The sequence below is a fragment of the Streptomyces sp. A 4/2 genome, from assembly GCF_940670765.1.
GTDB lineage: Bacteria > Actinomycetota > Actinomycetes > Streptomycetales > Streptomycetaceae > Streptomyces.
On record NZ_CALNVW010000031.1, the window covers coordinates 147,205 to 168,522 of the forward strand.

Annotated in this window: 17 protein-coding genes; 12 read left to right on the top strand and 5 right to left on the bottom strand. The window is 70.2% G+C overall.

Going from position 1 to position 21,318, the window contains the following annotated elements; genetic code table 11:
• Nucleotides 1–112 precede the first annotated feature (112 nt).
• Entirely contained in the window at nucleotides 113–1,162 is a 1,050-nt protein-coding gene (locus tag NBY69_RS23405) for an LLM class F420-dependent oxidoreductase (protein WP_250303262.1), read from the top strand.
• Nucleotides 1,163–1,392: 230 nt separating this feature from the next.
• Nucleotides 1,393–2,181 carry a ferritin-like domain-containing protein gene (locus tag NBY69_RS23410; RefSeq protein WP_250303634.1) on the top strand — a complete coding sequence of 263 codons (789 nt, stop codon included), beginning with the start codon at nucleotides 1,393–1,395 and terminating at the stop codon, nucleotides 2,179–2,181.
• A 33-nt stretch (nucleotides 2,182–2,214) separates the two neighbouring features.
• Here the strand turns inward: NBY69_RS23410 and corA are convergent, their stop codons facing one another.
• Nucleotides 2,215–3,207: a magnesium/cobalt transporter CorA gene (gene corA, locus NBY69_RS23415; RefSeq protein WP_250303263.1), complete on the bottom strand. Its 993-nt coding sequence runs from the start codon at nucleotides 3,205–3,207 to the stop codon at nucleotides 2,215–2,217.
• A 75-nt stretch (nucleotides 3,208–3,282) separates the two neighbouring features.
• Between corA and NBY69_RS23420 the strand changes: the two genes are divergently transcribed.
• The 5 genes from NBY69_RS23420 (at nucleotide 3,283) to NBY69_RS23440 (ending at nucleotide 10,010) form a co-directional block, all read left to right on the top strand.
• Nucleotides 3,283–3,969, top strand: coding sequence for a histidine phosphatase family protein (locus NBY69_RS23420; protein WP_250303264.1), 687 nt, complete (start codon nucleotides 3,283–3,285; stop codon nucleotides 3,967–3,969).
• Between the two features lie 73 nt (nucleotides 3,970–4,042).
• Nucleotides 4,043–4,633: a DUF3090 domain-containing protein gene (locus tag NBY69_RS23425; RefSeq protein ID WP_250303265.1), complete on the top strand. Its 591-nt coding sequence runs from the start codon at nucleotides 4,043–4,045 to the stop codon at nucleotides 4,631–4,633.
• A complete protein-coding gene (locus tag NBY69_RS23430) occupies nucleotides 4,597–5,415 on the top strand; it encodes an SCO1664 family protein (protein WP_250303266.1) in 819 nt (272 codons plus the stop codon). The genes NBY69_RS23425 and NBY69_RS23430 overlap by 37 nt, the downstream gene beginning before the upstream one ends.
• Before the next feature lie 153 nt (nucleotides 5,416–5,568).
• Complete coding sequence (mshC, locus tag NBY69_RS23435; protein WP_250303267.1) at nucleotides 5,569–6,798, top strand: cysteine--1-D-myo-inosityl 2-amino-2-deoxy-alpha-D-glucopyranoside ligase; 1,230 nt, start codon at nucleotides 5,569–5,571, stop codon at nucleotides 6,796–6,798.
• A 140-nt stretch (nucleotides 6,799–6,938) separates the two neighbouring features.
• A complete protein-coding gene (locus tag NBY69_RS23440; RefSeq protein WP_250303268.1) occupies nucleotides 6,939–10,010 on the top strand; it encodes an NPCBM/NEW2 domain-containing protein in 3,072 nt (1,023 codons plus the stop codon).
• A gap of 59 nt (nucleotides 10,011–10,069) precedes the next feature.
• Here the strand turns inward: NBY69_RS23440 and NBY69_RS23445 are convergent, their stop codons facing one another.
• Nucleotides 10,070–11,077: a PAC2 family protein gene (locus tag NBY69_RS23445; protein ID WP_250303269.1), complete on the bottom strand. Its 1,008-nt coding sequence runs from the start codon at nucleotides 11,075–11,077 to the stop codon at nucleotides 10,070–10,072.
• Nucleotides 11,078–11,349: 272 nt separating this feature from the next.
• Here NBY69_RS23445 and NBY69_RS23450 point away from each other — a divergent pair, with 272 nt between their 5' ends.
• The 5 genes from NBY69_RS23450 (at nucleotide 11,350) to NBY69_RS23470 (ending at nucleotide 17,168) form a co-directional block, all read left to right on the top strand.
• A complete protein-coding gene (locus tag NBY69_RS23450; RefSeq protein WP_250303270.1) occupies nucleotides 11,350–12,675 on the top strand; it encodes an enolase C-terminal domain-like protein in 1,326 nt (441 codons plus the stop codon).
• Complete coding sequence (locus NBY69_RS23455; protein ID WP_250303271.1) at nucleotides 12,672–13,451, top strand: SDR family NAD(P)-dependent oxidoreductase; 780 nt, start codon at nucleotides 12,672–12,674, stop codon at nucleotides 13,449–13,451. Before NBY69_RS23450 ends, NBY69_RS23455 begins: the two co-directional genes overlap by 4 nt.
• A 104-nt stretch (nucleotides 13,452–13,555) precedes the next feature.
• On the top strand, nucleotides 13,556–14,593 hold the full coding sequence (locus NBY69_RS23460) for a sugar ABC transporter substrate-binding protein (protein ID WP_250303272.1): 1,038 nt from the start codon (nucleotides 13,556–13,558) through the stop codon (nucleotides 14,591–14,593).
• 2 nt (nucleotides 14,594–14,595) lie between these two features.
• Nucleotides 14,596–16,137, top strand: coding sequence for a sugar ABC transporter ATP-binding protein (locus NBY69_RS23465; protein ID WP_250303273.1), 1,542 nt, complete (start codon nucleotides 14,596–14,598; stop codon nucleotides 16,135–16,137).
• Complete coding sequence (locus tag NBY69_RS23470) at nucleotides 16,134–17,168, top strand: ABC transporter permease (protein WP_250303274.1); 1,035 nt, start codon at nucleotides 16,134–16,136, stop codon at nucleotides 17,166–17,168. The genes NBY69_RS23465 and NBY69_RS23470 overlap by 4 nt, the downstream gene beginning before the upstream one ends.
• A gap of 22 nt (nucleotides 17,169–17,190) precedes the next feature.
• Here the strand turns inward: NBY69_RS23470 and NBY69_RS23475 are convergent, their stop codons facing one another.
• From NBY69_RS23475 to glpK, 3 genes are all read right to left on the bottom strand, one after another.
• Nucleotides 17,191–17,862 carry a FadR/GntR family transcriptional regulator gene (locus tag NBY69_RS23475; RefSeq protein ID WP_250303275.1) on the bottom strand — a complete coding sequence of 224 codons (672 nt, stop codon included), beginning with the start codon at nucleotides 17,860–17,862 and terminating at the stop codon, nucleotides 17,191–17,193.
• Between the two features lie 276 nt (nucleotides 17,863–18,138).
• Nucleotides 18,139–19,755, bottom strand: a complete 1,617-nt coding sequence (locus tag NBY69_RS23480) for a glycerol-3-phosphate dehydrogenase/oxidase (RefSeq protein WP_250303276.1) — start codon at nucleotides 19,753–19,755, stop codon at nucleotides 18,139–18,141.
• A 6-nt stretch (nucleotides 19,756–19,761) separates the two neighbouring features.
• Nucleotides 19,762–21,291, bottom strand: coding sequence for a glycerol kinase GlpK (glpK, locus tag NBY69_RS23485; protein ID WP_250303277.1), 1,530 nt, complete (start codon nucleotides 21,289–21,291; stop codon nucleotides 19,762–19,764).
• Between the last annotated feature and the right edge of the window lie 27 nt (nucleotides 21,292–21,318).

The following is a 21,318-nucleotide window of genomic DNA, read 5'->3' on the forward strand; positions in this document are numbered from 1 at the left end:
GGGCACAGGGCCACCCGGTGTGAGCCTGTGGACAACACGGTCCTGACGGATCCCGCCGAGCGCGCTAGAGTCCCCCGGAACAGAGACGTTACTCATCGGTAAGGGAGCGGTCATGCGGCTCGGAATCAACCTCGGCTACTGGGGCGCGGGGATGGACGGCGACAACCTCGCCGTCGCGCAGGAGGCCGACCGGCTCGGCTACGACGTCTGCTGGGCGGCCGAGGCGTACGGCTCCGACGGACCCACCGTGCTCTCCTGGGTCGCCGCCCAGACCGAACGCATCGACGTCGGCTCCGCGATCTTCCAGATCCCGGCCCGTACGCCCGCGATGACGGCGATGACCGCGGCCACCCTCGACTCGCTCTCGGGCGGCCGGTTCCGGCTGGGTCTCGGGGTCTCGGGCCCGCAGGTCTCCGAAGGCTGGTACGGAGTCAAGTTCGACAAGCCGCTCTCCCGCACCCGCGAGTACGTCGACATCGTCCGCAAGGCGATGTCCCGTGAGCGGCTCTCCTACGAAGGGCAGCACTGGACGCTCCCGCTTCCCGGCGGTCCGGGCAAGCCGATCAAGCTCACCGTGCACCCGCAGCGCGAACACATCCCGCTCTACATCGCGGCGATCGGCCCCAAGAACCTGGAGCAGACCGGTGAGATCGCCGACGGGGCGCTGCTGATCTTCCCGTCCGCCGATCACCTGGAGGACACCGCGCTCCGTCACCTGCGCGCGGGCCGGGCGAAGGCGGGGCTGACGATGGACGGCTTCGACGTCTGCCCGACGGTGCCGCTCGCCCTCGGCGACGACGTGAACGCGCTGGCCGACATGTTCCGTCCGTACACCGCGCTGTACGTCGGCGGCATGGGCAGCCGCAAGCAGAACTTCTACAACCAGCTCGCCCAGCGCATGGGGTACGAGAAGGAAGCGGCCGAGATCCAGGACAAGTACCTGGCGGGCGACAAGGCCGGCGCGGCCGGTGCCGTACCGCACCAGCTGATCGACCAGACGACGCTGCTGGGGTCGGTGGACCGGATCGCCGAGGGGATGCAGCGGTACGCGTCGGCCGGGGTCACCACGCTGACGCTGGCTCCCGCGGGGTTCACGCTCGACGAGCGGGTGGCCGCGCTGCGGGCGGGCACGGAGGCGCTGGAGCGGGCCGGGCTGGCCTGACGGGCGGACGCGTCGGTGGCGGGGAGAGGTCCGCGGCCGTGGTGGGGGCTCGGGGGTCTTCCCCGCCACGGCCGTCGCGCTGAACAACGTCCCCGCCGCGATCCGGTTACGCGTCGGCGGCGGCCGGGCGCCCCGCTCCTTTCGGCGGAACTGCCCCGCGTACGTATTGCCGGTCACCTGATATCGCATTTGACTCAGTTGTGTCAGATGTCCGTATGGAGGTGGCAGTGGTGCTTTCGGCCCGAAGTATTTTCCAGGAGATCATCGAGAACGACGATGCCTTCCGGCTGTTCTGCTCCATCGCCGCTGCCGGGGAGAGCCAGGGCGGCTGGGAGAACGGACGCATCGCCGCGCTCGTCCCCGGGAGCATGAGCGACCTCGCCCCCAAGATCGCCCGGCACGGCGCCGACGAGGACAAACACGGCAGGATCTTCAACGCGCTGCTCAAGAAGCGCGGCCTCGAACCCGTCGGCGTACCGCCGGAGTGCGACTACACGATGCTGCTGGAACAGCGCGGTATCGGCCTGAGCCACGAGAAGCTGCGCGGCAGTGCGCCGCTGACCGAGCGGGACGTCGTCGTCTATCTCGCGCACAGCAGGGTCACCGAGCAGCGGGCCGCCGAGCAGATGAACACCCTGGTCCGGTACGTCGGGGAGCAGGCCGGGATCGGCCGGGCCGTGCGGATGATCTGCCACGACGAGGACAACCACCTGGCCTACTGCCACGAGGAACTGCTGCGGCTCGCCGCGCAGGGGCACGCCCGCACCATCCACGCCGTGCTGCGGGAGAGCGCGCTGGCGGAGATCCGGGTGTACCGGGAGGTGGGTCTCGCCGTGCTGGGCCACATGGGCCGCCTCCTGCACTGGCCGAAGGCGAAGACGTCCCTGCTGGCCGCCGGGGCCAACGGCCTCCACGGGTACGAACGGCTGGGCGGCTGGCACCGCATGGTGAGCCTGAGCATGCCCGAACGGCGCAACGCACTCGGCGGACCCGCGCCCGCCGCGGCCGAATACGCCTGAACCCGGCCGGCCGGGCCGCCCGGCGGCAGCAGCTCAGAGCCAGCCGCGCCGTTTGAACTGCCGGTAGAGGCCGAAGACGACCCCGGCCATCAGCGCGATCACCGCCGGGTAGGCCCAGACCCACTTCAGCTCCGGCATGTGCTCGAAGTTCATCCCGTAGATGCCCGCGACCATGGTCGGTACCGCGGCCATCGCCGCCCAGGCGGAGATCTTCCGCATGTCGTCGTTCTGCCGCACGCCCATCTGCGCCAGATGCGCGGCCAGGATGTCGGACAGCAGCCTGTCCAGCCCCTCCACCTGCTCGTTGGCGCGGGTGAGGTGGTCGCTGACGTCCCGGAAGAACGGCCGCGAATGTTCCCGCACGAACGGCACCGCCGCCCCCGAGAGCCGGTTCATGGGATCCTTCAACGGCCCGCCGGCCCGCCGGAATTCGAGGACCTGGCGCTTGAAGGTGTAGATCCGTGACGCGGTGTTCTTCGACGCGCTGCCGTCGGGCGCGAAGACCTCGGCCTCCAGCTCCTCCAGGTCGGTCTGGAGCTCGGCGGCCACGCTGATGTAGTGGTCGACGACCGCGTCACTGACCGCGTACAGAACAGCGGTGGGGCCGTGCTTGAGGACGTCGTGCTCCTCCTCCAGCCGCTTGCGCACGGCGGCGAGCGGGGCGCCCTGTCCGTGCCGCACCGTCACCACGAAGGAGTCACCGACGAAGATCATCAGCTCGTCCGTGGTCACGGAGTCGCTGTCCGTGTCGTACACCACCGGCTTCAGCACCATGAAGAGCGAGTCGTCGTACACCTCCAGCTTCGGTCGCTGATGGGCCCGCAGGGAGTCCTCCACCGCCAGCGAGTGCAACCCGAAGTCACTGCTGACCAGGTCGAACTCCTCCCGCGACGGCTCGTGCAGCCCGACCCAGAGGAAGGCGTCCCCGTCGGCCCGTGCCTCGGCGAGGGCCGCGGAGAAGTCCGAAGGTCCCTCGATGCGGCAGCCGTCCCGGTAAATGGCGCAATCGACAATCACGGCGCGCATTCTTCCCTGACCGGCTCCGGAGCGCATGCCTGGGGGTGGCGGGACACGTATTCGGCACGGCCTAGGCTGGCAGCCATGGCCACGCTGATTCTCGTACGGCACGGACGTTCCACCGCCAACACCTCCGGCGTGCTCGCGGGGCGGACGCCGGGTGTCTCCCTCGACGAGCGCGGTGCCGCCCAGGCCGCCGCGCTGCCCGACCGGCTGGCCGGGCTGCCGCTGGCCGCCGTCGTCACCAGTCCGCTGCAGCGCTGCCGGGAGACGCTCGAACCGCTGCTGGCGGCCCGGCCCGGACTGGTGCCGCAGGCCGAGGACCGGATCAGCGAGTGCGACTACGGCGACTGGTCGGGACGCAAGCTCGCCGAGCTCGGCGAAGAGCCGCTGATGAAGGTCGTGCAGCAGCACCCCTCGTCCGCCGCGTTCCCCGGCGGCGAGTCGATGCGCGCGATGCAGGCCCGCGCGGTGGACGCGGTGCGCGACTGGAACGCGCGCATCGACGCCGAGCACGGTGGTGACGCGGTCTACCTGATGTGTTCGCACGGCGACATCATCAAGTCCGTGATCGCCGACGCACTCGGGATGCACCTCGACCTCTTCCAGCGGATCCACGTCGACCCGTGTTCCCTCACGGCCATCCGTTACACCGAGGTGCGGCCGTTCGTCCTGCGGCTCGGCGACACCGGGGAGTTCGGCTCGCTGGCGCCGCACGGGAGCGGTTCCGGATCGGACGCCGCAGTCGGTGGTGGCGCGGGCGCACCGTGATCGCTCCGCGCAGTAGGGTGGGCGGGCCGTAATCCGGCCCACACCGCAGCCGAACCCCCATGGAGATCTGGACGTGTCCCGACAGGTGTACTTCTACGACCCGCCGGACCGCTTCGTTGCCGGTACGGTCGGGCTGCCTGGGCGCCGTACGTTCTTCCTCCAGGCCTCGTCCGGGCCCCGTGTCACCAGCGTGGCGCTGGAGAAGACCCAGGTGGCCGCGCTCGCCGAGCGCATCGACGAACTGCTCGACGAGGTGGTGCGCAGGACCGGGGGCAATTCCCCGGTCCCGGCCGTCGCTCCGACCGAGGCCGGTGACACCGCGCCGCTGGACGCCCCCGTCGAGGAGGAGTTCCGCGTCGGCACGATGGCCCTGGCGTGGGACGGCGACGAACAACGCATGATCATCGAGGCCCAGGCGCTGGTCGAGCTGGACGCGGACAACGACGAAGATCTCGCGGAGGCCGAGGAACGGCTCCTCCAGGACGACGAGAACGGCCCGCCGATGCTCCGCGTCCGGCTGACCGGGGCACAGGCCAGGGCCTTCGCCAAGCGCGCCCTCGACGTCGTCAACGCGGGCCGCCCGCCGTGCCCGCTGTGCAGTCTGCCGCTCGATCCGGAGGGACACGTATGCCCGCGCCAGAACGGATACCGCAGGGGAGCGTGACGGCCACCGAACTCCTCCTGAAGGGGGAGCTGACGGTACGCGGCCGGGTGCGTGAGGCGTCCAACGCGGTGCTGTACTGCTCGGTCTCGTACGAGGGGCGCGAAGCGGCCTGTGTGTACAAGCCCGTCGCCGGTGAGCGCCCGCTGTGGGACTTCCCCGACGGGACGCTCGCCCGGCGCGAGGTCGCCGCGTACGAGATCTCCGAGGCGACCGGCTGGGGATTCGTCCCGCCGACCGTGCTGCGCGAGGGTCCGTACGGCGAGGGCATGTGCCAGCTGTGGATCGAGTCCGCCGCCGAGCCGTCGCTGCTGGCCCTCGTCGAGGAGGAGGAACCGGGCGAGGGCTGGAAGGCCATCGCCTTCGCCGAGGTGGGCGAGGGGCGCACGGCGCTGCTGGTGCACGCCGACGACGAGCGGCTGCGGCGGCTGTCGGTGCTGGACGCGGTGATCAACAACGGCGACCGCAAGGGCGGCCACCTGCTGCCGACGGACGAGGGGCGGCTGTACGGCATCGACCACGGCGTCACCTTCAACGCCGAGGACAAGCTGCGGACCCTGCTGTGGGGGTGGGCCGGTGAGCCGCTGACGGCCGAGGCCGTGACGGTACTGGACCGGCTGGCCGGTGACCTGGCCGCGGGCACCGCACTGGCCGCCCGGCTGGGTGAACTGATCACCGGGGCCGAGGTGGAGGCGCTGCGCGGCCGGGTGGCGGCGCTGAGGGCCGGCGGGCGGCATCCGGAGCCGAGCGGGGACTGGCCGGCGATTCCCTGGCCGCCGGTGTAGCGGGAGCGGAGGCGGGCGGCTCCGCCGCGATCCGCGTACGCGGCCTCCGCACGCCGTCCGCACACAGGATCCGGACAAGCGCAAGAGTGCCGATTCGGCCATTGTCCCCACTCCGGTTCGTTCCTTGAACTGGCGTCCGGTTACGCTCAAGACATGCATGCCTGGCCCGCTTCTGAGGTTCCCGCCCTGCCCGGTGAGGGCGCCGACCTCCAGATCCACGACACAGCGACCGGCGGTCGGATCACTCTCGACCCCGGTCCCGTCGCCCGTATCTACGTCTGCGGCATCACGCCGTACGACGCGACCCACATCGGTCACGCGGCGACCTACAACGCGTTCGACCTCGTGCAGCGCGTGTGGCTCGACACCAAGCGGCAGGTTCACTATGTCCAGAACGTCACCGACGTGGACGATCCGCTGCTGGAGCGGGCCGTGCGCGACGGCGAGGACTGGACCGCGCTCGCGGAGCGCGAGACAGCACTCTTCCGCGAGGACATGACCGCGCTCCGGATGCTCCCGCCGAAGCACTACGTCGGTGCCGTCGAGGCCATACCCGGCATCGTGCCGCTCGTCGAGCGGCTCCGGGACTCGGGTGCGGCGTACGACCTCGACGGCGACGTGTACTTCTCCGTGGAGAGCGACGCGCACTTCGGCGAGGTGTCCCACCTGGACGCCGAGGCGATGCGGCTGCTCTCGGCCGAGCGCGGCGGTGACCCCGACCGCCCCGGCAAGAAGAACCCCCTGGACCCGATGCTCTGGATGGCCGCCCGTGAGGGCGAGCCGAGCTGGGACGGCGGCTCCCTGGGCCGTGGCCGGCCCGGCTGGCACATCGAGTGCGTGGCCATCGCCCTCGACCACCTCGGGATGGGCTTCGACGTCCAGGGCGGCGGGTCCGACCTCGCCTTCCCGCACCACGAGATGGGCGCCTCGCACGCCCAGGTGCTCACCGGTGAGCACCCCTTCGCCCAGGCGTACGTCCACGCCGGGATGGTCGCGCTGGACGGCGAGAAGATGTCCAAGTCCAAGGGCAATCTGGTCTTCGTGTCCAAGCTGCGCCACGACGGTGTGGACCCGGCCGCGATCCGGCTCGCCCTGCTCGCGCACCACTACCGCTCCGACTGGGAGTGGACGGACCAGGTCCTCCAGGACGCCGTCGAGCGGCTCGGCCGCTGGCGGGCGGCCGTCTCCCGGCCCGACGGACCGTCCGCGGACGCCCTCGTGACGGAGATCAGGCAGGCGCTCGCCGACGATCTCGACGCGCCCGCAGCGCTGCTCGCCGTCGACCGCTGGGCCGCGCTCCAGCAGTCCGGCGGCGGTACGGACGAGGGCGCGCCGGGCCTGGTCTCGCGCGCGGCCGACGCGCTGCTCGGCGTCGCCCTGTAGGGCCGGTCCGGGGCGGCCCGGCCGTCCCGCTCTCCCTTCTGCCCCTTCCGTCCCTTCCGCCCCCGGACTCGCATCAGAGTCCGGGGGCGGATTTCGTATTTCCCCTAGCCCCGTGCTCGTTTCTGCGCTAAATACGCTCTATGCAATCAACAATACGCATGAGAGCGGCGGCAGTTGGCGCACTGCTCGGCCTTGCCGCGGTCTTCGCGGGGTCGGGCAGCGCACAGGCCGGACCGCCGGGCGCCACCGCGGGCGACAGCGCGGCAGCCGACACGACCGTCGGCAACGTCACCGGCTTCTCCGCGGACGGGTCCGTCTACCACCTGAACGCGGGAGCGGCCGAGGCCCGCGTCAGTTTTGTTTCCACCGAGACCTTCCGCATCGAGCTGGCGCCGGACGGGAAGTTCACCGACCCGACGGGCAGCGACATCGTCCTGCCGCAGGGCAAGGCACCCAAGACCCACTGGAAGGAGAAGAGCGACCGCTACGAGCTGAGCACCGGCAAGGTCACCCTGCGCGCGTACAAGGCCCCGCTGCGCTTCGCGCTGTACGGCGCGGGCGGACACCGCATCTGGTCCGAGACCCGCGGGATCAGCTGGACCGGTGACACCACCACCCAGACCCTGGCCCGCGGCGCCGACGAGCAGTACTACGGCGCCGGTATGCAGAACGGCCGGGGCAACACCTCGCACCGCGGCCAGACCGTCGAGGTCGGCGTCGACGGCAACTGGGACGACGGCGGTCACCCCAACTCCGTCCCGTTCTACCTCTCTTCGGCCGGGTACGGCGTCTACCGCAACACCTACGCCCCCAACACCTACGCGTTCGACGACCCGGTGACGGCCAGCGCCAAGGAACAGCGCTTCGACGCCTACTACTTCGCGGGCAGCGGCGCCAAGGATGTCATCGGGCAGTACACCAAGCTCACCGGCAAGCCCTTCATGCCGCCGATCTACGGCCTGGAGAACGGCGACGCCGACTGTTATCTGCACAACGCCAACCGCGGCGAGCGGCACACTCTCGACGCCCTCAAGGTCGCCGACGGTTTCGTGGCGAACGACATGCCCAACGGCTGGATGCTCGTCAACGACGGCTACGGCTGCGGCTACGAGAACCTCGCGGAGACCGCCAAGGGCCTCCAGGCACACGACACCCAGCTGGGTCTGTGGACCCAGGACGGCATCGCCGACCTCGCCCAGCAGGTCAAGGACGGCCAGCGGGTCGCCAAGCTGGACGTGGCCTGGGTCGGCGCCGGGTACAAGTTCGCGCTCGACGGCTGCAAGGACGCCTACAAGGGCATCGAGGACAACAGCGACGCCCGCGGCCTGACCTGGGCGCCGGAGAGCTGGGCCGGTGCGCAGCGCTGCGGCGTGCAGTGGTCCGGCGACCAGACCGGCAGCTGGGACTTCATCCGCTGGCAGATCCCGACCTACGCCGGGGCCACCATGTCCGGACTCGCCTACACGACGAGCGACGTGGACGGCATCTTCGGCGGCAGCCCCCAGACGTACACCCGTGACCTGGAGTGGAAGTCCTTCCTGCCCGCGATGATCACGATGGACGGGTGGGCGGCGAGCGACAAGCAGCCCTTCCGCCAGGGCGAGCCGTACACCTCCATCAACCGTAAGTACCTCAAGCTCAAGGAGTCGCTGCTGCCGTACATGTACTCGTACGCGCACGAGGCGAACGAGACCGGTGTGGGCCCCGTCAGGCCGCTCGCGCTGGAGTACCCGGACGACCCGGAGGCGGCCACCGACGCCGCCAAGTACGAGTTCCTGACCGGCGAGGACTTCCTGGTCGCACCGGTCTACAAGGACACCGGCACCCGGGACGGGATCTACCTCCCGAAGGGCACCTGGACCGACTACTGGACCGGCCGCACCTACCAGGGCCCGACCACGGTCAACGGGTACAGCGCCCCGCTCGACACCCTGCCGCTGTTCGTCAAGGGCGGTGCCGCCGTGCCGATGTGGCCGGGCATCAGGTCGTACGCCGACCGGAAGTCCGACTCCCCGCTGGCCTGGGACATCTACCCGCAGGGCAAGTCGTCCTTCGACCTGTACGAGGACGACGGCGTCACCCGGCAGAACCGCGCCGGGAAGTACGCCACCCAGCGCGCCGAGGTCGACGCGCCGCGTGCGGGCGGCGGCGACGTGTCCGTGCACATCGGCGCGAGCAAGGGCGAGTTCAAGGGCAAGCAGACCTCGCGTCCGTACCAGTTCACCCTGCACACCGGTGACGCGCCGAGCGATGTCCAGCTGTCCGGTCACAAGCTGCCGCAGCTGACGTCGGCCGCCGCGTACGCCAAGGCCGCCCAGGGCTGGTGGTACGACCGCGACGACCGCGGCGGTGTGGTCAAGGTCAAGACGGCCTCGCTCCGCACCGACAAGGCGTTCTCGCTGAAGCTGAAGAACACCAGCGCGATCGGCGGCGCCCGGCCGGGCGCCACGGCCGTGGTCGCCGCGGCACCGGGCCAGGAGCTCGGCGCGGGCGCAGCGGGCAAGGTCACCGTCGACGTGACGGCGGGCAACCAGGACGCCACGGGCGTCACCGTCGGCGTGGACGCTCCGGCGGGCTGGAAGACCACCACGGCGACGACGGTCGCCAGGATCCCGGCGGGCACCACCAAGCACGTCGAGGTGGCCGTCACCCCGGCCGGGGACACCAAGGCGGGCGCCACCACGCTCACCGCCACCGCGCGTTACGGTTCGGCGGGCCAGGACCGTACAGCCGTGCAGCCGTTCGGGGTCTCGGTCATGCCGGCGCCACCGGGCGGTGACGTCTGGGCGAGCGACATGGAGTGGCTGACGTCCACCAACGGGTACGGACCGGCCGAACGCGACCGCAGCAACGGCGAGTCGGGCGCGGACGACGGGCACACCCTGACGCTGGACGGCAAGACGTACGAGAAGGGAATCGGTACCCACGCCGACTCCGACATCGAGGTCTACCTCGGCGGGCAGTGCTCGAAGCTCACCGCCGACGTGGGCATCGACGACGAGATCAACGGCTACGGCGAGGTGGCCTTCTCGGTCGAGGCGGACGGCAAGGTCCTCTGGACCTCGCCGAAGGTGACGGGGGCCTCGGCCACCGTGCCGGTGGACGTCGACCTCTCCGGTGCGCGCCATGTGCACCTGAAGGCGACCGCCACCAGCAACACCCACACCGGTGACCACGCGGACTGGGCCGCCGCGCACTTCACCTGTACCTGATCCCGCACGGCGGAGAGGGGCGGTGCGTGCTGCACCGCCCCTCTCCGCCGGACCGGGTGTCACTCCCCGGAGGACTCCTCCGGGCCGTTGTCCTCGTCGCTCGGCCCGCCGGAGTCCGGGTCGGGCCGCTGCGGCTTCGGCGGTCTGGTCCGGCCGCCGGAGGTGTCCCGCAGATAGCTGCTCGCGTCGCCGCCGTCCGTGGCATGGCCGCCGGGCTGCCCCGGCCCGCCGTCGCGCCGCCGCAGATACCGCTCGAACTCGCGGGCGATGGCTTCGCCGGACGCCTCGGGGAGCTCCGCGGTGTCGCGTGCCTCCTCCAGCGTCTGGACGTACTCGGCCACTTCGCTGTCCTCGGCGGCCAGTTGATCGACACCGACCTGCCAGGCCCGTGCGTCCTCGGGCAGTTCACCCAGCGGGATGCGCAGATCGATGAGGTCTTCCAGCCGGTTCAGCAGAGCCAGTGTCGCCTTCGGGTTGGGCGGCTGCGACACGTAGTGCGGCACCGCGGCCCACAGACTCACCGCGGGCACCCCCGCGTGCGTGCACGCCTCCTGGAGGATGCCGACGATGCCCGTGGGGCCCTCGTAGCGCGTCTCCTCCAGATCCATCGTGCGCGCCAGATCGGCGTCCGAGGTGACTCCGCTCACCGGGACCGGCCGGGTGTGCGGGGTGTCGCCGAGCAGCGCGCCCAGGATCACCACCATCTCGACGCCGAGTTCATGGGCGAAGCCGAGTATCTCGTTGCAGAACGAGCGCCAGCGCATGGAGGGTTCGATCCCGCGGACCAGCACCAGGTCGCGGGGTTTGTCACCGCCGATGCGGACCACCGAGAGCCGGGTCGTGGGCCAGGTGACCTTGCGCACCCCGTCGTCCAGCCACACCGTGGGCCGGTTGACCTGGAAGTCGTAGTAGTCCTCGGCGTCGAGCGCGGCGAAGACCTCACCCTTCCACTCCCGGTCCAGGTGGGCGACCGCGGTGGAGGCTGCGTCGCCGGCGTCGTTCCAGCCCTCGAACGCGGCCACCATGACCGGGTCGATCAGCTCGGGAACTCCCTCGAGCTCGATCACCCAGTGCCTCCTTCCGAAGTTCTTCCCGTACGGACCAACCTTACGGCTTCCCGGGGTGCCGGCCGCAGGCCTCGTACGGGCCAGGACAGGCCCGTACGGACTCGGCGGCACGGGGAAGCCGTTCAAGCAGCCTTCCCATATCGCACCGATTCATCCGAGCTGTACAGGCAAATTTCGTTCCACCCCTGGACGCGTAGGCATGTCCGGCGCTATACATCGGATGACCAATTAAAGGTCCGATGTTCTTACCGACGTCTTACCAGGGAGTGTGGATGAGTCCGACCGTCACGGGGTTCGAGGTCTACGACATCCGATTCCCCACCTCGGAACAGCTCGACGGCTCGGACGCCATGAACCCGGATCCCGACTACTCGGCGGCCTATGTGGTGCTCAGCACCGACATGCCGGGTGGGGTCGCGGGACATGGCTTCTGTTTCACCATCGGGCGCGGCAACGACGTCACCGCTGCCGCCATCGAAGCGCTGCGGCCCTACGTGGTGGGGCGGCCCGCTCCGCTCACCCCGGAGGGGCTCGCGGCGCTCCACCACGATCTCACCCACGACTCGCAGTTGCGCTGGCTCGGTCCGGAGAAGGGGGTGATGCACATGGCCGCGGGCGCGGTCGTCAACGCCGCCTGGGACCTGGCGGCGACCGTCGCGGGCAAACCCGTGTGGGAGTTCCTGGCGGACATGTCGCCCGAGGAGCTCGTCTCGCTCGTCGACTTCCGTTATCTCAGCGACGCCCTCACCCCGGACGAGGCCCTTGCCATCCTGCGGGCCGCGGAGCCCGGCCGCGCCGAACGCGCCGCCCGGCTGCGCGCCGAGGGATACCCCGCGTACACCACGTCGCCCGGCTGGCTCGGTTACTCCGACGAGAAGCTGGTCCGGCTGGCCCACGAGGCCGTCGACGCAGGTTTCGCCCAGATCAAGCTCAAGGTCGGCGCCGATCTCGACGACGACGTCCGCAGGATGAAGCTCGCGCGCGCGGCCGTCGGCCCCGGCATCCGGATCGCCGTGGACGCCAACCAGCGCTGGGACGTGGCGGACGCGGTGCGCTGGATGGAGGCGCTGGCCCCCTACGATCCGCACTGGATCGAGGAGCCGACCAGCCCGGACGACATCCTCGGCCACGCGGCCGTGCGCGCCGGGCAGCCCGTGAAGGTCGCCACCGGCGAGCACGTCGCCAACCGCGTCGTCTTCAAGCAGCTGCTCCAGGCGGGCGCCGTCGACTTCGTACAGATCGACGCCGCGCGGGTCGCGGGGGTCAACGAGAACCTCGCCATCCTGCTGCTCGCCGCCAAGTTCGGCGTGCCCGTCTGCCCGCACGCGGGCGGTGTGGGCCTGTGCGAACTCGTCCAGCATCTGGCCATGTTCGACTTCGTGGCCGTCTCGGGCAGCGTGGAGGACCGCGTCATCGAGTACGTGGACCACCTCCACGAGCACTTCACCGACCCCGTGGTGATCGAGCGGGGCCGCTACCTGGCACCTTCGGCGCCGGGCTTCTCCGCCCGTATGCTTCCCGCTTCGATCGCCGACCACCGTTATCCCGACGGCCCTGTCTGGCAGGCCCGCCGCACCACCGAGGAGATCAACTCGTGACCACTGCAAGCGATTTCGAAGGCCTCTCCGCCCTGGTCACCGGCGGTGCCTCCGGCATCGGGGCGGCCATCGCCACCGAACTGCTCGCCCGCGGCGCCCGCGTCGCCGTGCTCGACCGGGAGACCGCGGGGGCACCGGAGGGCAGCTTCGCGGTCAAGGCCGACGTCACCGACGACGCGGCGGTACGCGCGGCGGTCGACGCCGCTGCCGCCGAACTCGGCGGTCTGCACACGGTGGTGTCCAACGCGGGCATCGGCGCCGTCGGCACGGTCGCCGACAACCCGGACGACGAGTGGCACCGCGTCCTGGACATCAATGTCCTCGGCATGGTCCGCACCGCCCGTCACGCGCTGCCGCACCTGCGGCGCGCGGCGGAGGAGCGCCCCGGCTGCGTGTCGATCACCCACACCTGCTCGATCGCCGCGACCGCCGGTCTGCCGCAGCGCGCCCTCTACAGCGCGAGCAAGGGCGCGGTACTCTCCCTGACCCTCGCCATGGCGGCCGATCACGTCCGCGAGGGGATCCGGGTCAACTGCGTCAACCCCGGTACCGCGGACACCCCGTGGGTCGGGCGCCTCCTCGGCCAGGCCGACGACCCGTCGGCCGAGCGCGCCGCGCTCAACGCCCGCCAGCCCACCGGGCGGCTGGTCACCGCCGAAGAGGTGGCGGCAGCGGTCGTCTACCTCGCGAGCCCCGCCGCGGCTGCCGTGACAGGGACGGCACTCGCGGTCGACGGCGGTATGCAGGGCCTGCGCCTGCGCCCCGCCGCCGACTAGTCGCCGCGACCGACCCGTTGCCGCGACCGGCAACAGACGGACGTACATCCGGCCGCCCCGGCCGACAGAGCATCAAGCGCCACTCGAACAAGGACGGGACACCAATGAGAGTGCGTACAACGAGTGCTGCGGCCTGCGTCGTACTGCTGGCCGTGACCGCGCTCGCGGGCTGCAACCGTGACTCGGGCAGCAGCTCCGACGACAAGAAGGTCGGCATCGACCTGCCGCGCAGCGACAGCGACTTCTGGAACTCCTACCAGCAGTACATCAAGAAGGGCGTGGACGCCGGGGAGGTCAAGGCGCTGCCGCTGACCAACTCGCAGAACGACATCGGCAAGCTCGTCGCCAACGTCCAGACGTTCAGCGACCAGGGAGCCAAGGCCGTCGTCATGGCCCCCCAGGACACCGGCGCCATCGCCTCGACGCTGGCGAACCTGAACCAGAAGAAGATCCCGGTCATCAGCGTCGACACCCGGCCCGACAAGGGCGATGTCTACATGGTGGTGCGCGCCGACAACCGCGCGTACGGCGAGAACGCCTGCAAGTACCTCGGCCAGCAGCTCAAGGGCCAGGGCAAGGTCGTCGAGTTCCAGGGCGACCTCTCCTCGATCAACGGCCGGGACCGCTCCCAGGCGTTCAAGTCGTGCATGACGAAGGAGTTCCCGAAGATCAAGGTGTTCGAGCTGGCCACCGACTGGAAGGGCGACGTCGCGTCGGCCAAGCTCCAGTCCACGCTGGCCGCGAACCCCGACATCAACGGCATCTACATGCAGGCGGGCGGCGTCTTCCTGCAGCCCACGCTCGCGCTCCTGGAGCAGAAGAAGCTGCTGAAGCCGGCCGGTACCAAGGGCCACATCACGATCATCTCCAACGACGGCATACCGGAGGAGTTCGACGCGATCAAGGCCGGGAAGATCGACGCGACCATCTCCCAGCCCGCCGACCTCTACGCGAAGTACGCGCTGTACTACGCCAAGGCGGCCGTCGACGGCAAGACGTTCAAGGTGGGCCCGACCGACCACGACTCGCACATCATCAAGATCCCGAACGGCTACGAGGACCAGCTCCCCGCGCCGCTCGTGACCAAGGCCAATGTGAACGACCCGAAGCTGTGGGCCAATCAGCTGGGGAAGAAGAACTGACCATGCCCGATGCACCAGCGGTTCATGCGGAAGGCATCGTCAAGCGCTTCGGTCCCACCGTCGCGCTCGACGATGTCCGCCTGACAGTCCAGCCCGGTGAGTCGCACGCCCTCGTCGGGCGCAACGGCGCCGGAAAGTCCACGCTCGTCAGCGTCATCACCGGGCTCCACAAGCCGGACGCCGGCACGGTCGCCTTCAACGGCGAGCCCGCGCCGGCCTTCGGGGACACCATGGCCTGGCAGTCCAGGGTCGCCTGTGTCTACCAGAAGTCCATGGCCGTGCCCGATCTCACCGTGGCCGAGAACCTCTTCCTGAACAATTACGGACTCGACCGCGGGGAGAAGGGTGGCCGCTGGATCAGCTGGGGACGGCTGCGCAAGCGGGCCGAGGCGCTGCTCGCCGAGTACGGGGTCAATGTCGACCCCAACACCCGGGCGAAGGACCTCTCCGTCGAGCAGGTCCAGTTCGTGGAGATCGCACGGGCGCTGTCGTTCGGCGCCCGTCTGATCATCCTGGACGAGCCGACCGCCCAGCTCGACGCACGCGGTATCCAGAGCCTCTTCACCAAGCTGCGGGACCTGCAGAGCCAGGGGGTGGCGTTCCTCTTCATCTCGCACCACCTCCAGGAGGTGTACGAACTGTGCACTGCCGTCACGGTCTACCGGGACGCCCGGCACGTCCTCACGGCGCCCGTCGCCGAGCTGGACAAGGCGGATCTGGTCGCGGCGATGACCGGCGAGACCGCGACCGGGCCGGTGGCCTGGCACGCGGCTCCCGGTACACCGCGGGCCGGATCCGCGGGCACCGGCCGGGCCGAGCCCGTGCTGCGGACCGAAGGGCTCAGCCTGGAGGGCGAGTTCGAACCGCTGGACATCGAGGTCAGGCCCGGTGAGGTGCTCGGTATCGCGGGCGCCGCGGCCAGCGGCAACACGGCGCTGGGCGAAACCCTGGTCGGCATGCGCAAGGCCACCGCGGGGCGCGTCTCGGTCCGCGGCCGGGACGTCAAGCCCGGCAGTGTGCCGCACGCCCTGGACGCGGGTATCGGGTACATCCCGGAGGACCGCCACCGGCAGGGGCTGGTCCTGGAGCGCAGCATCGCGGAGAACGCCACGCTCACGGTCGCCGACCAGCTCGGGCCGTGGGGGACCGTACTGCCCTCCCGCACCCGGGAGTTCGCGCGGAACATGATCTCCTCGCTGGACATCAAGACGACCGGGCCCGAGCAGAAGGTCTCCGGGCTCTCCGGAGGCAATCAGCAGAAGGTCGTGGTCGCCCGCGCGCTCGCCCGTAAGCCGAGCACGCTGGTGGCGGTGCGGCCGACGGCGGGTGTGGACATCAAGTCCAAGGACTCGCTCCTGGGCGTGGTCAGGCGGGTTGCCGAGGAGGGCAACGCCGCTGTGATCATCTCCGACGAACTCGACGACCTGCGGGTGTGCGACCGGGTGGTCGCGCTCTTCCACGGACGGGTCGTCGCCGAATACGACAGTGGGTGGACGGACGGGGAACTGGTCGCCGCCATGGAAGGTGTGGGGGAGCGGTCATGACCGACACGATCGGGCCGGTGGCGGCCGAGGAGACGAAGGTACAGGTCAGCCCGTTGCGGGGCAGGCTGGCGCTGATCCGCTGGAGCGACTTCTCGCTCGTGCCGGTGATCCTGGTGCTGATGGTGATCGGGTTCATCGTCTCGCCGGTGTTCCTGACGTCCGAGAATCTGATCAACGTCATCCAGCAGTCGTCCGAACTCAGTCTGCTGGTGCTCGCCCAGGCCTTCATCCTGATCTGCGGACGGATGGACCTGTCGCTGGAGTCGACGATCGGCATCGCGCCGGTCCTCGCGCTCTGGCTGGTCCTGCCGTCGGAGGGCGACCGGTTCACCGGGCTCGGGCTGTTCCCGTCCTGGATGGCGATCCCGCTCTGCCTGCTGGCCGGGCTCGCGATCGGTGCGTTCAACGGCTTCCTGATGCTGAAGCTGAGGGTCAACGGCTTCATCGCGACCCTCGGCATGCTGATGATGCTCCGCGGGCTCCACATCGGGATCACCGAGGGCAAGTCGATCATCGAGGTGCCGGCTTCCTTCAGCTACCTGGGACGGGCCTCCTGGCTCGGCGCCCCGGCCGCCGTCTGGATCTGCCTGGCACTGTTCGCCGTCGGCGGGGCCGCGCTGGCCTGGACCCGGCACGGGCGCTCGCTGTACGCGATCGGCGGCAACCCGGAGGCGGCGCGGGCCGCAGGTATCCGCGTCGACCGGGTCACCTGGATCGTCCTGGCCATCGGCGGGCTGCTCGCGGCCTTCGCCGGAATCCTCTACACCGGCCACTACGGATCGGTCGGTGCCGCACAGGGCAAGGACATGATCTTCCAGGTCATGGCCGCCGCGGTGATCGGCGGGATCGGGCTGAAGGGCGGCCGGGGCACCATCTTCGGCGCGCTCACCGGTGTGCTCGCCCTTCAGCTGGTGGTGAATGTGATGACGCTCGCCGGGGTGCCCGGACAGTGGGAGACCTTCCTCAACGGCGCCATCATCATCATCGCCCTGATCGCCTCGCGCTTCGCCAGCGGTGAGGAGCAGGACTGACCGCTCCCCCCGCCGGCCGCACTCAGAGCGTCGAACGCAGCCACTGCTCGACGCTGGCGATGTGCACCGTCGCCCAGGACCGGGCCGCTTCGGCGTCCCGGTCCCTGAGCGCTGTCAGGATGGCGCGGTGCTCGTGGAGCGTACGGCTGACCGCGTCCTCCTGGGTCAGCCCGCGCCACACCCGCGCCCTGGTGGTCGGCCCGGAGAGGCTGTCCAGCAGTGAGCAGAGCACCGAGTTGCCCGAACTCTGCACGATGCCCCGGTGGAACTCCAGGTCGCCGGCGACGAGTTCCTCCACCGAGGGCTGCGGGCCCAGCGCGTCCAGCTGGGCGCTGAGCGCCTCCAACTCCTCCTGGCTGATCCGGTGCGCGGCCATCGCGGTCGCGGCCGGCTCCAGGATGCGCCGTACGGCCAGGAATTCCAGCACCGTGTCGTCCCGGTGGAAGTCCACGACGAAGCTCATCGCTTCGAGCAGCAACTGGGGATCGAGACTGGTGACGTAGGTGCCGTCGCCCTGGCGCACATCGAGGATGCGGATCAGCGACAGCGCGCGCACCGCCTCGCGCAGCGAGTTGCGGGACAGGCCGAGTTCGGCGGCGAGTTCACTCTCCTTGGGCAGCCGGTCACCTGGCCGCAGTGCACCCGAGACGATCATTTCCTTGATCTTCTCGATGGCCTCGTCGGTCACAGCCATGGGGAACCTCGCCTCAGCAGACATCCGATGTATCTCCCGATTATGGCTCCTGTTCGGGCGCTCGCGCACACAGTCCCCGGAACTGCACGGGATCGGCTGTCGGGACACCCCCGGAGGGGCGTCCGGAGACGGCGCTGCGGAGCCACCCCGAAGGGGTCCCGCCATGACACGCCACGAGCGACCGCGCCGTCCGGCCACGGGACACGGGTGAGGGGCGGCCCCGGCCGGGAGCCGCCCCTCACCCGAACTGTCCCTACTTCCGACCGCCGCTGCTTCTCACTGTCCCTGCTTCTTGCCGAGGACGTCCTCGACCTTCGCCACGACGTCGTCCGTCGCCAGGCCGCGGATCGTCAGCGTCGTACGGCGGCGCAGCACGTCGTCCGCGGTCTCGGCCCACTCGTGGTCGCGGGCGTACACGACCTGCGCCCAGATCTCCGGGGCGTCCGGGTGGACCCGCTCGGCCAGCGACGGGTCCTCGTTCGCCAGCCGGGCGATGTCGAAGGAGAGCGAGCCGTAGTGCGTGGCCAGATGGCGAGCGGTGTCCGCCGCCATCCGCGGACCGGGCGTACCGCCGTCCACCAGCAGCCGGTGCGCGACCGCGTTCGGGTTGGCCATCCCGGGCAGCGGCTGCTTCTTCGGCAGCCGCGAGACCGGCTCCATGTCCTCACCGAGGGGGTGCCCCGGCAGATCGGCCAGCTTGTTCATGACCGTCCGGCCGATGTGCCGGAAGGTCGTCCACTTCCCGCCGGCCACCGAGAGCATCCCGCCGCGTCCCTCGGTGACGACCGTCTCCCGCTTGGCCTTCGAGGTGTCGCCGGGGCCACCGGGCAGCACCCGCAGGCCCGCGAAGGAGTAGGTGATCAGATCACGCGACAGCTGCTGGTCACGGACCGAGAAGGCGGCCTCGTCCAGGATCTGCGCGATGTCCTTCTCGGTGACCCGTACATCGGCGGGGTCGCCCTCGTACTCCTCGTCGGTCGTACCGAGCAGCAGCTGGTCCTCCCACGGGAGGGCGAAGGTGATCCGGTACTTGTCGATCGGCGTCGCCAGCGCGGCGCGCCACGGTGAGGTGCGCTTGAGCACCAGGTGGGCGCCCTTGGACAGCCGGATGGACGGGGCCGCGTTCGGGTCCTCCAGCTTGCGCAGGTGGTCGACCCAGGGGCCGGTGGCGTTCAGTACGAGCCGGGCACCGACGCCGAACTCGCTGCCGTCGAGGCTGTCCCGCAGCTCCGCGCCCGTCACCCGGCCCCGGGTGAAGCGCAGCCCGGTGACCTCGGCGTGGTTGAGCACGGTGGCGCCGGCCTCGACCGCCGCGCGCACCGTCATCAGGGCCATGCGCGAGTCGTTCATCTGGTCGTCGCCGTAGACCGCGACGGCCTTGAGGTTGTCCGTACGCAGCTCCGGCACGTCCCGCTGGGCCCGCGCCGGGGAGATCACGTGCCCGACACCGTCGCCGAAGGCGGAGAGCGCCGAGTAGGCGAAGACCCCGGCCCCGAGCTTGGCGGCGCCGTGCGGGCCGCCCTTGTAGACGGGCAGGTAGAACGTCAGCGGGTTCGCCAGGTGGGGCGCGACGTCGCGGGAGACGGCCCGGCGCTCGAAGTGGTTCTCGGCGACCAGCTTCACGGCCCCGGTCTGGAGGTAACGGAGTCCGCCGTGGAGCAGTTTGGAGGAGGCGGACGATGTGGCGCCGGCGAAGTCACCGGCGTCCACCAGGGCCACCCGCAGCCCGGACTGCGCGGCGTGCCAGGCGGTGGAGATGCCCAGGATTCCGCCGCCGATCACCAGGAGGTCGTACGTTGCCTTGGAAAGCTGCTCCCGAGTCTCGGCGCGGCTCGGAAGGGAGCCGGAGGCCGGGTGCGTCCCGAGTGCGGGGACGCTCTGCAGGGTGGTCATATCTGGTTACTCCTCGTCTTCGAGCCAGCCCATGGTCCGCTGGACGGCCTTGAGCCAGTTCTTGTACTCGCGGTCACGGGTGGCCGCGTCCATGCGGGGTGTCCACTCGGCGGCCCTGCGCCAGTTGGCGCGCAGCGCGTCGGTGTCCGGCCAGAAGCCGACGGCGAGACCGGCGGCGTAGGCGGCGCCGAGGCAGGTCGTCTCGGCGACCATCGGGCGCACCACCGGTGCGTCCAGGAAGTCCGAGAGCGTCTGCATCAGCAGGTTGTTGGAGGTCATTCCGCCGTCGACCTTGAGCGCGGCCAGTTCGACGCCGGAGTCCTTGGTCATGGCGTCGCTGATCTCGCGGGTCTGCCAGGCGGTGGCTTCGAGCACGGCGCGCGCGATGTGCGCCTTGGTGACGTAGCGGGTCAGGCCGGTGATCACGCCGCGCGCGTCGGGGCGCCAGTACGGGGCGAACAGGCCGGAGAACGCGGGCACGATGTACGCGCCGCCGTTGTCGTCGACCGAGGAAGCCAGGGTCTCGACCTCGGCCGCGCTGTTGATCATCCCCATCTGGTCGCGCAGCCACTGCACGAGCGAACCGGTGACGGCGATCGAACCTTCGAGGGCGTACACCGCCTTCTGGTCGCCGATCCGGTATCCGACGGTCGTCAGCAGGCCGTTGTACGAATTGACGGGCGTCTCACCGGTGTTCATCAGCATGAAGGTGCCGGTGCCGTACGTCGACTTCGCCTCGCCCTCGGCGAAACAGGTCTGGCCGAACAGCGCCGCCTGCTGGTCGCCGAGCGCGGAGGCGACGGGGACACCGGCCAGGGCGCCGCCCTTGGCGGTTCCGTACACCTCGGCGGAGGAGCGGATCTCCGGCAGCACGGCCGCCGGGATGCCGATGGAGGCGAGGATCTTCGGGTCCCACTCCATCCGGTGCAGGTTCATGAGGAGCGTGCGGGACGCGTTGGTGACGTCGGTGACGTGGACGCCGCCGTTCACCCCGCCCGTCAGGTTCCAGATGACCCAGGAGTCCATGGTGCCGAAGAGGATGTCGCCGGCCTCGGCGCGCTCGCGCAGGCCGTCGACGTTGTCCAGCAGCCAGCGGATCTTCGGGCCGGCGAAGTACGAGGCGAGCGGCAGCCCGGTCTCGCGGCGGAAGCGGTCCTGGCCGACGTTGCGGCCGAGCTCCCGGCAGAGCGCGTCGGTGCGGGTGTCCTGCCAGACGATGGCGTTGTGGACGGGCTCACCGGTGTTCTTGTCCCAGAGCAGCGTGGTCTCGCGCTGGTTGGTGATGCCGATGGCCTTGACGTCGGCGGCGGTGATCCCGGCCTTGTGGACGGCGCTGGCCACGACTTCCTGGACGTTCGTCCAGATCTCGGCGGCGTCGTGCTCGACCCAGCCCGGCTTCGGGAAGATCTGCTCGTGTTCCTTCTGGTCGACGGCGACGATCCGGCCGTCCTTGTCGAAGACGATGCAGCGGCTGGAGGTGGTGCCCTGGTCGATGGCCGCGATGAACGGTCCGGTGGTGTGAGCGTCAGTGGTCACGGTGTGCTCCGAAAGTCCGAAGGGGGT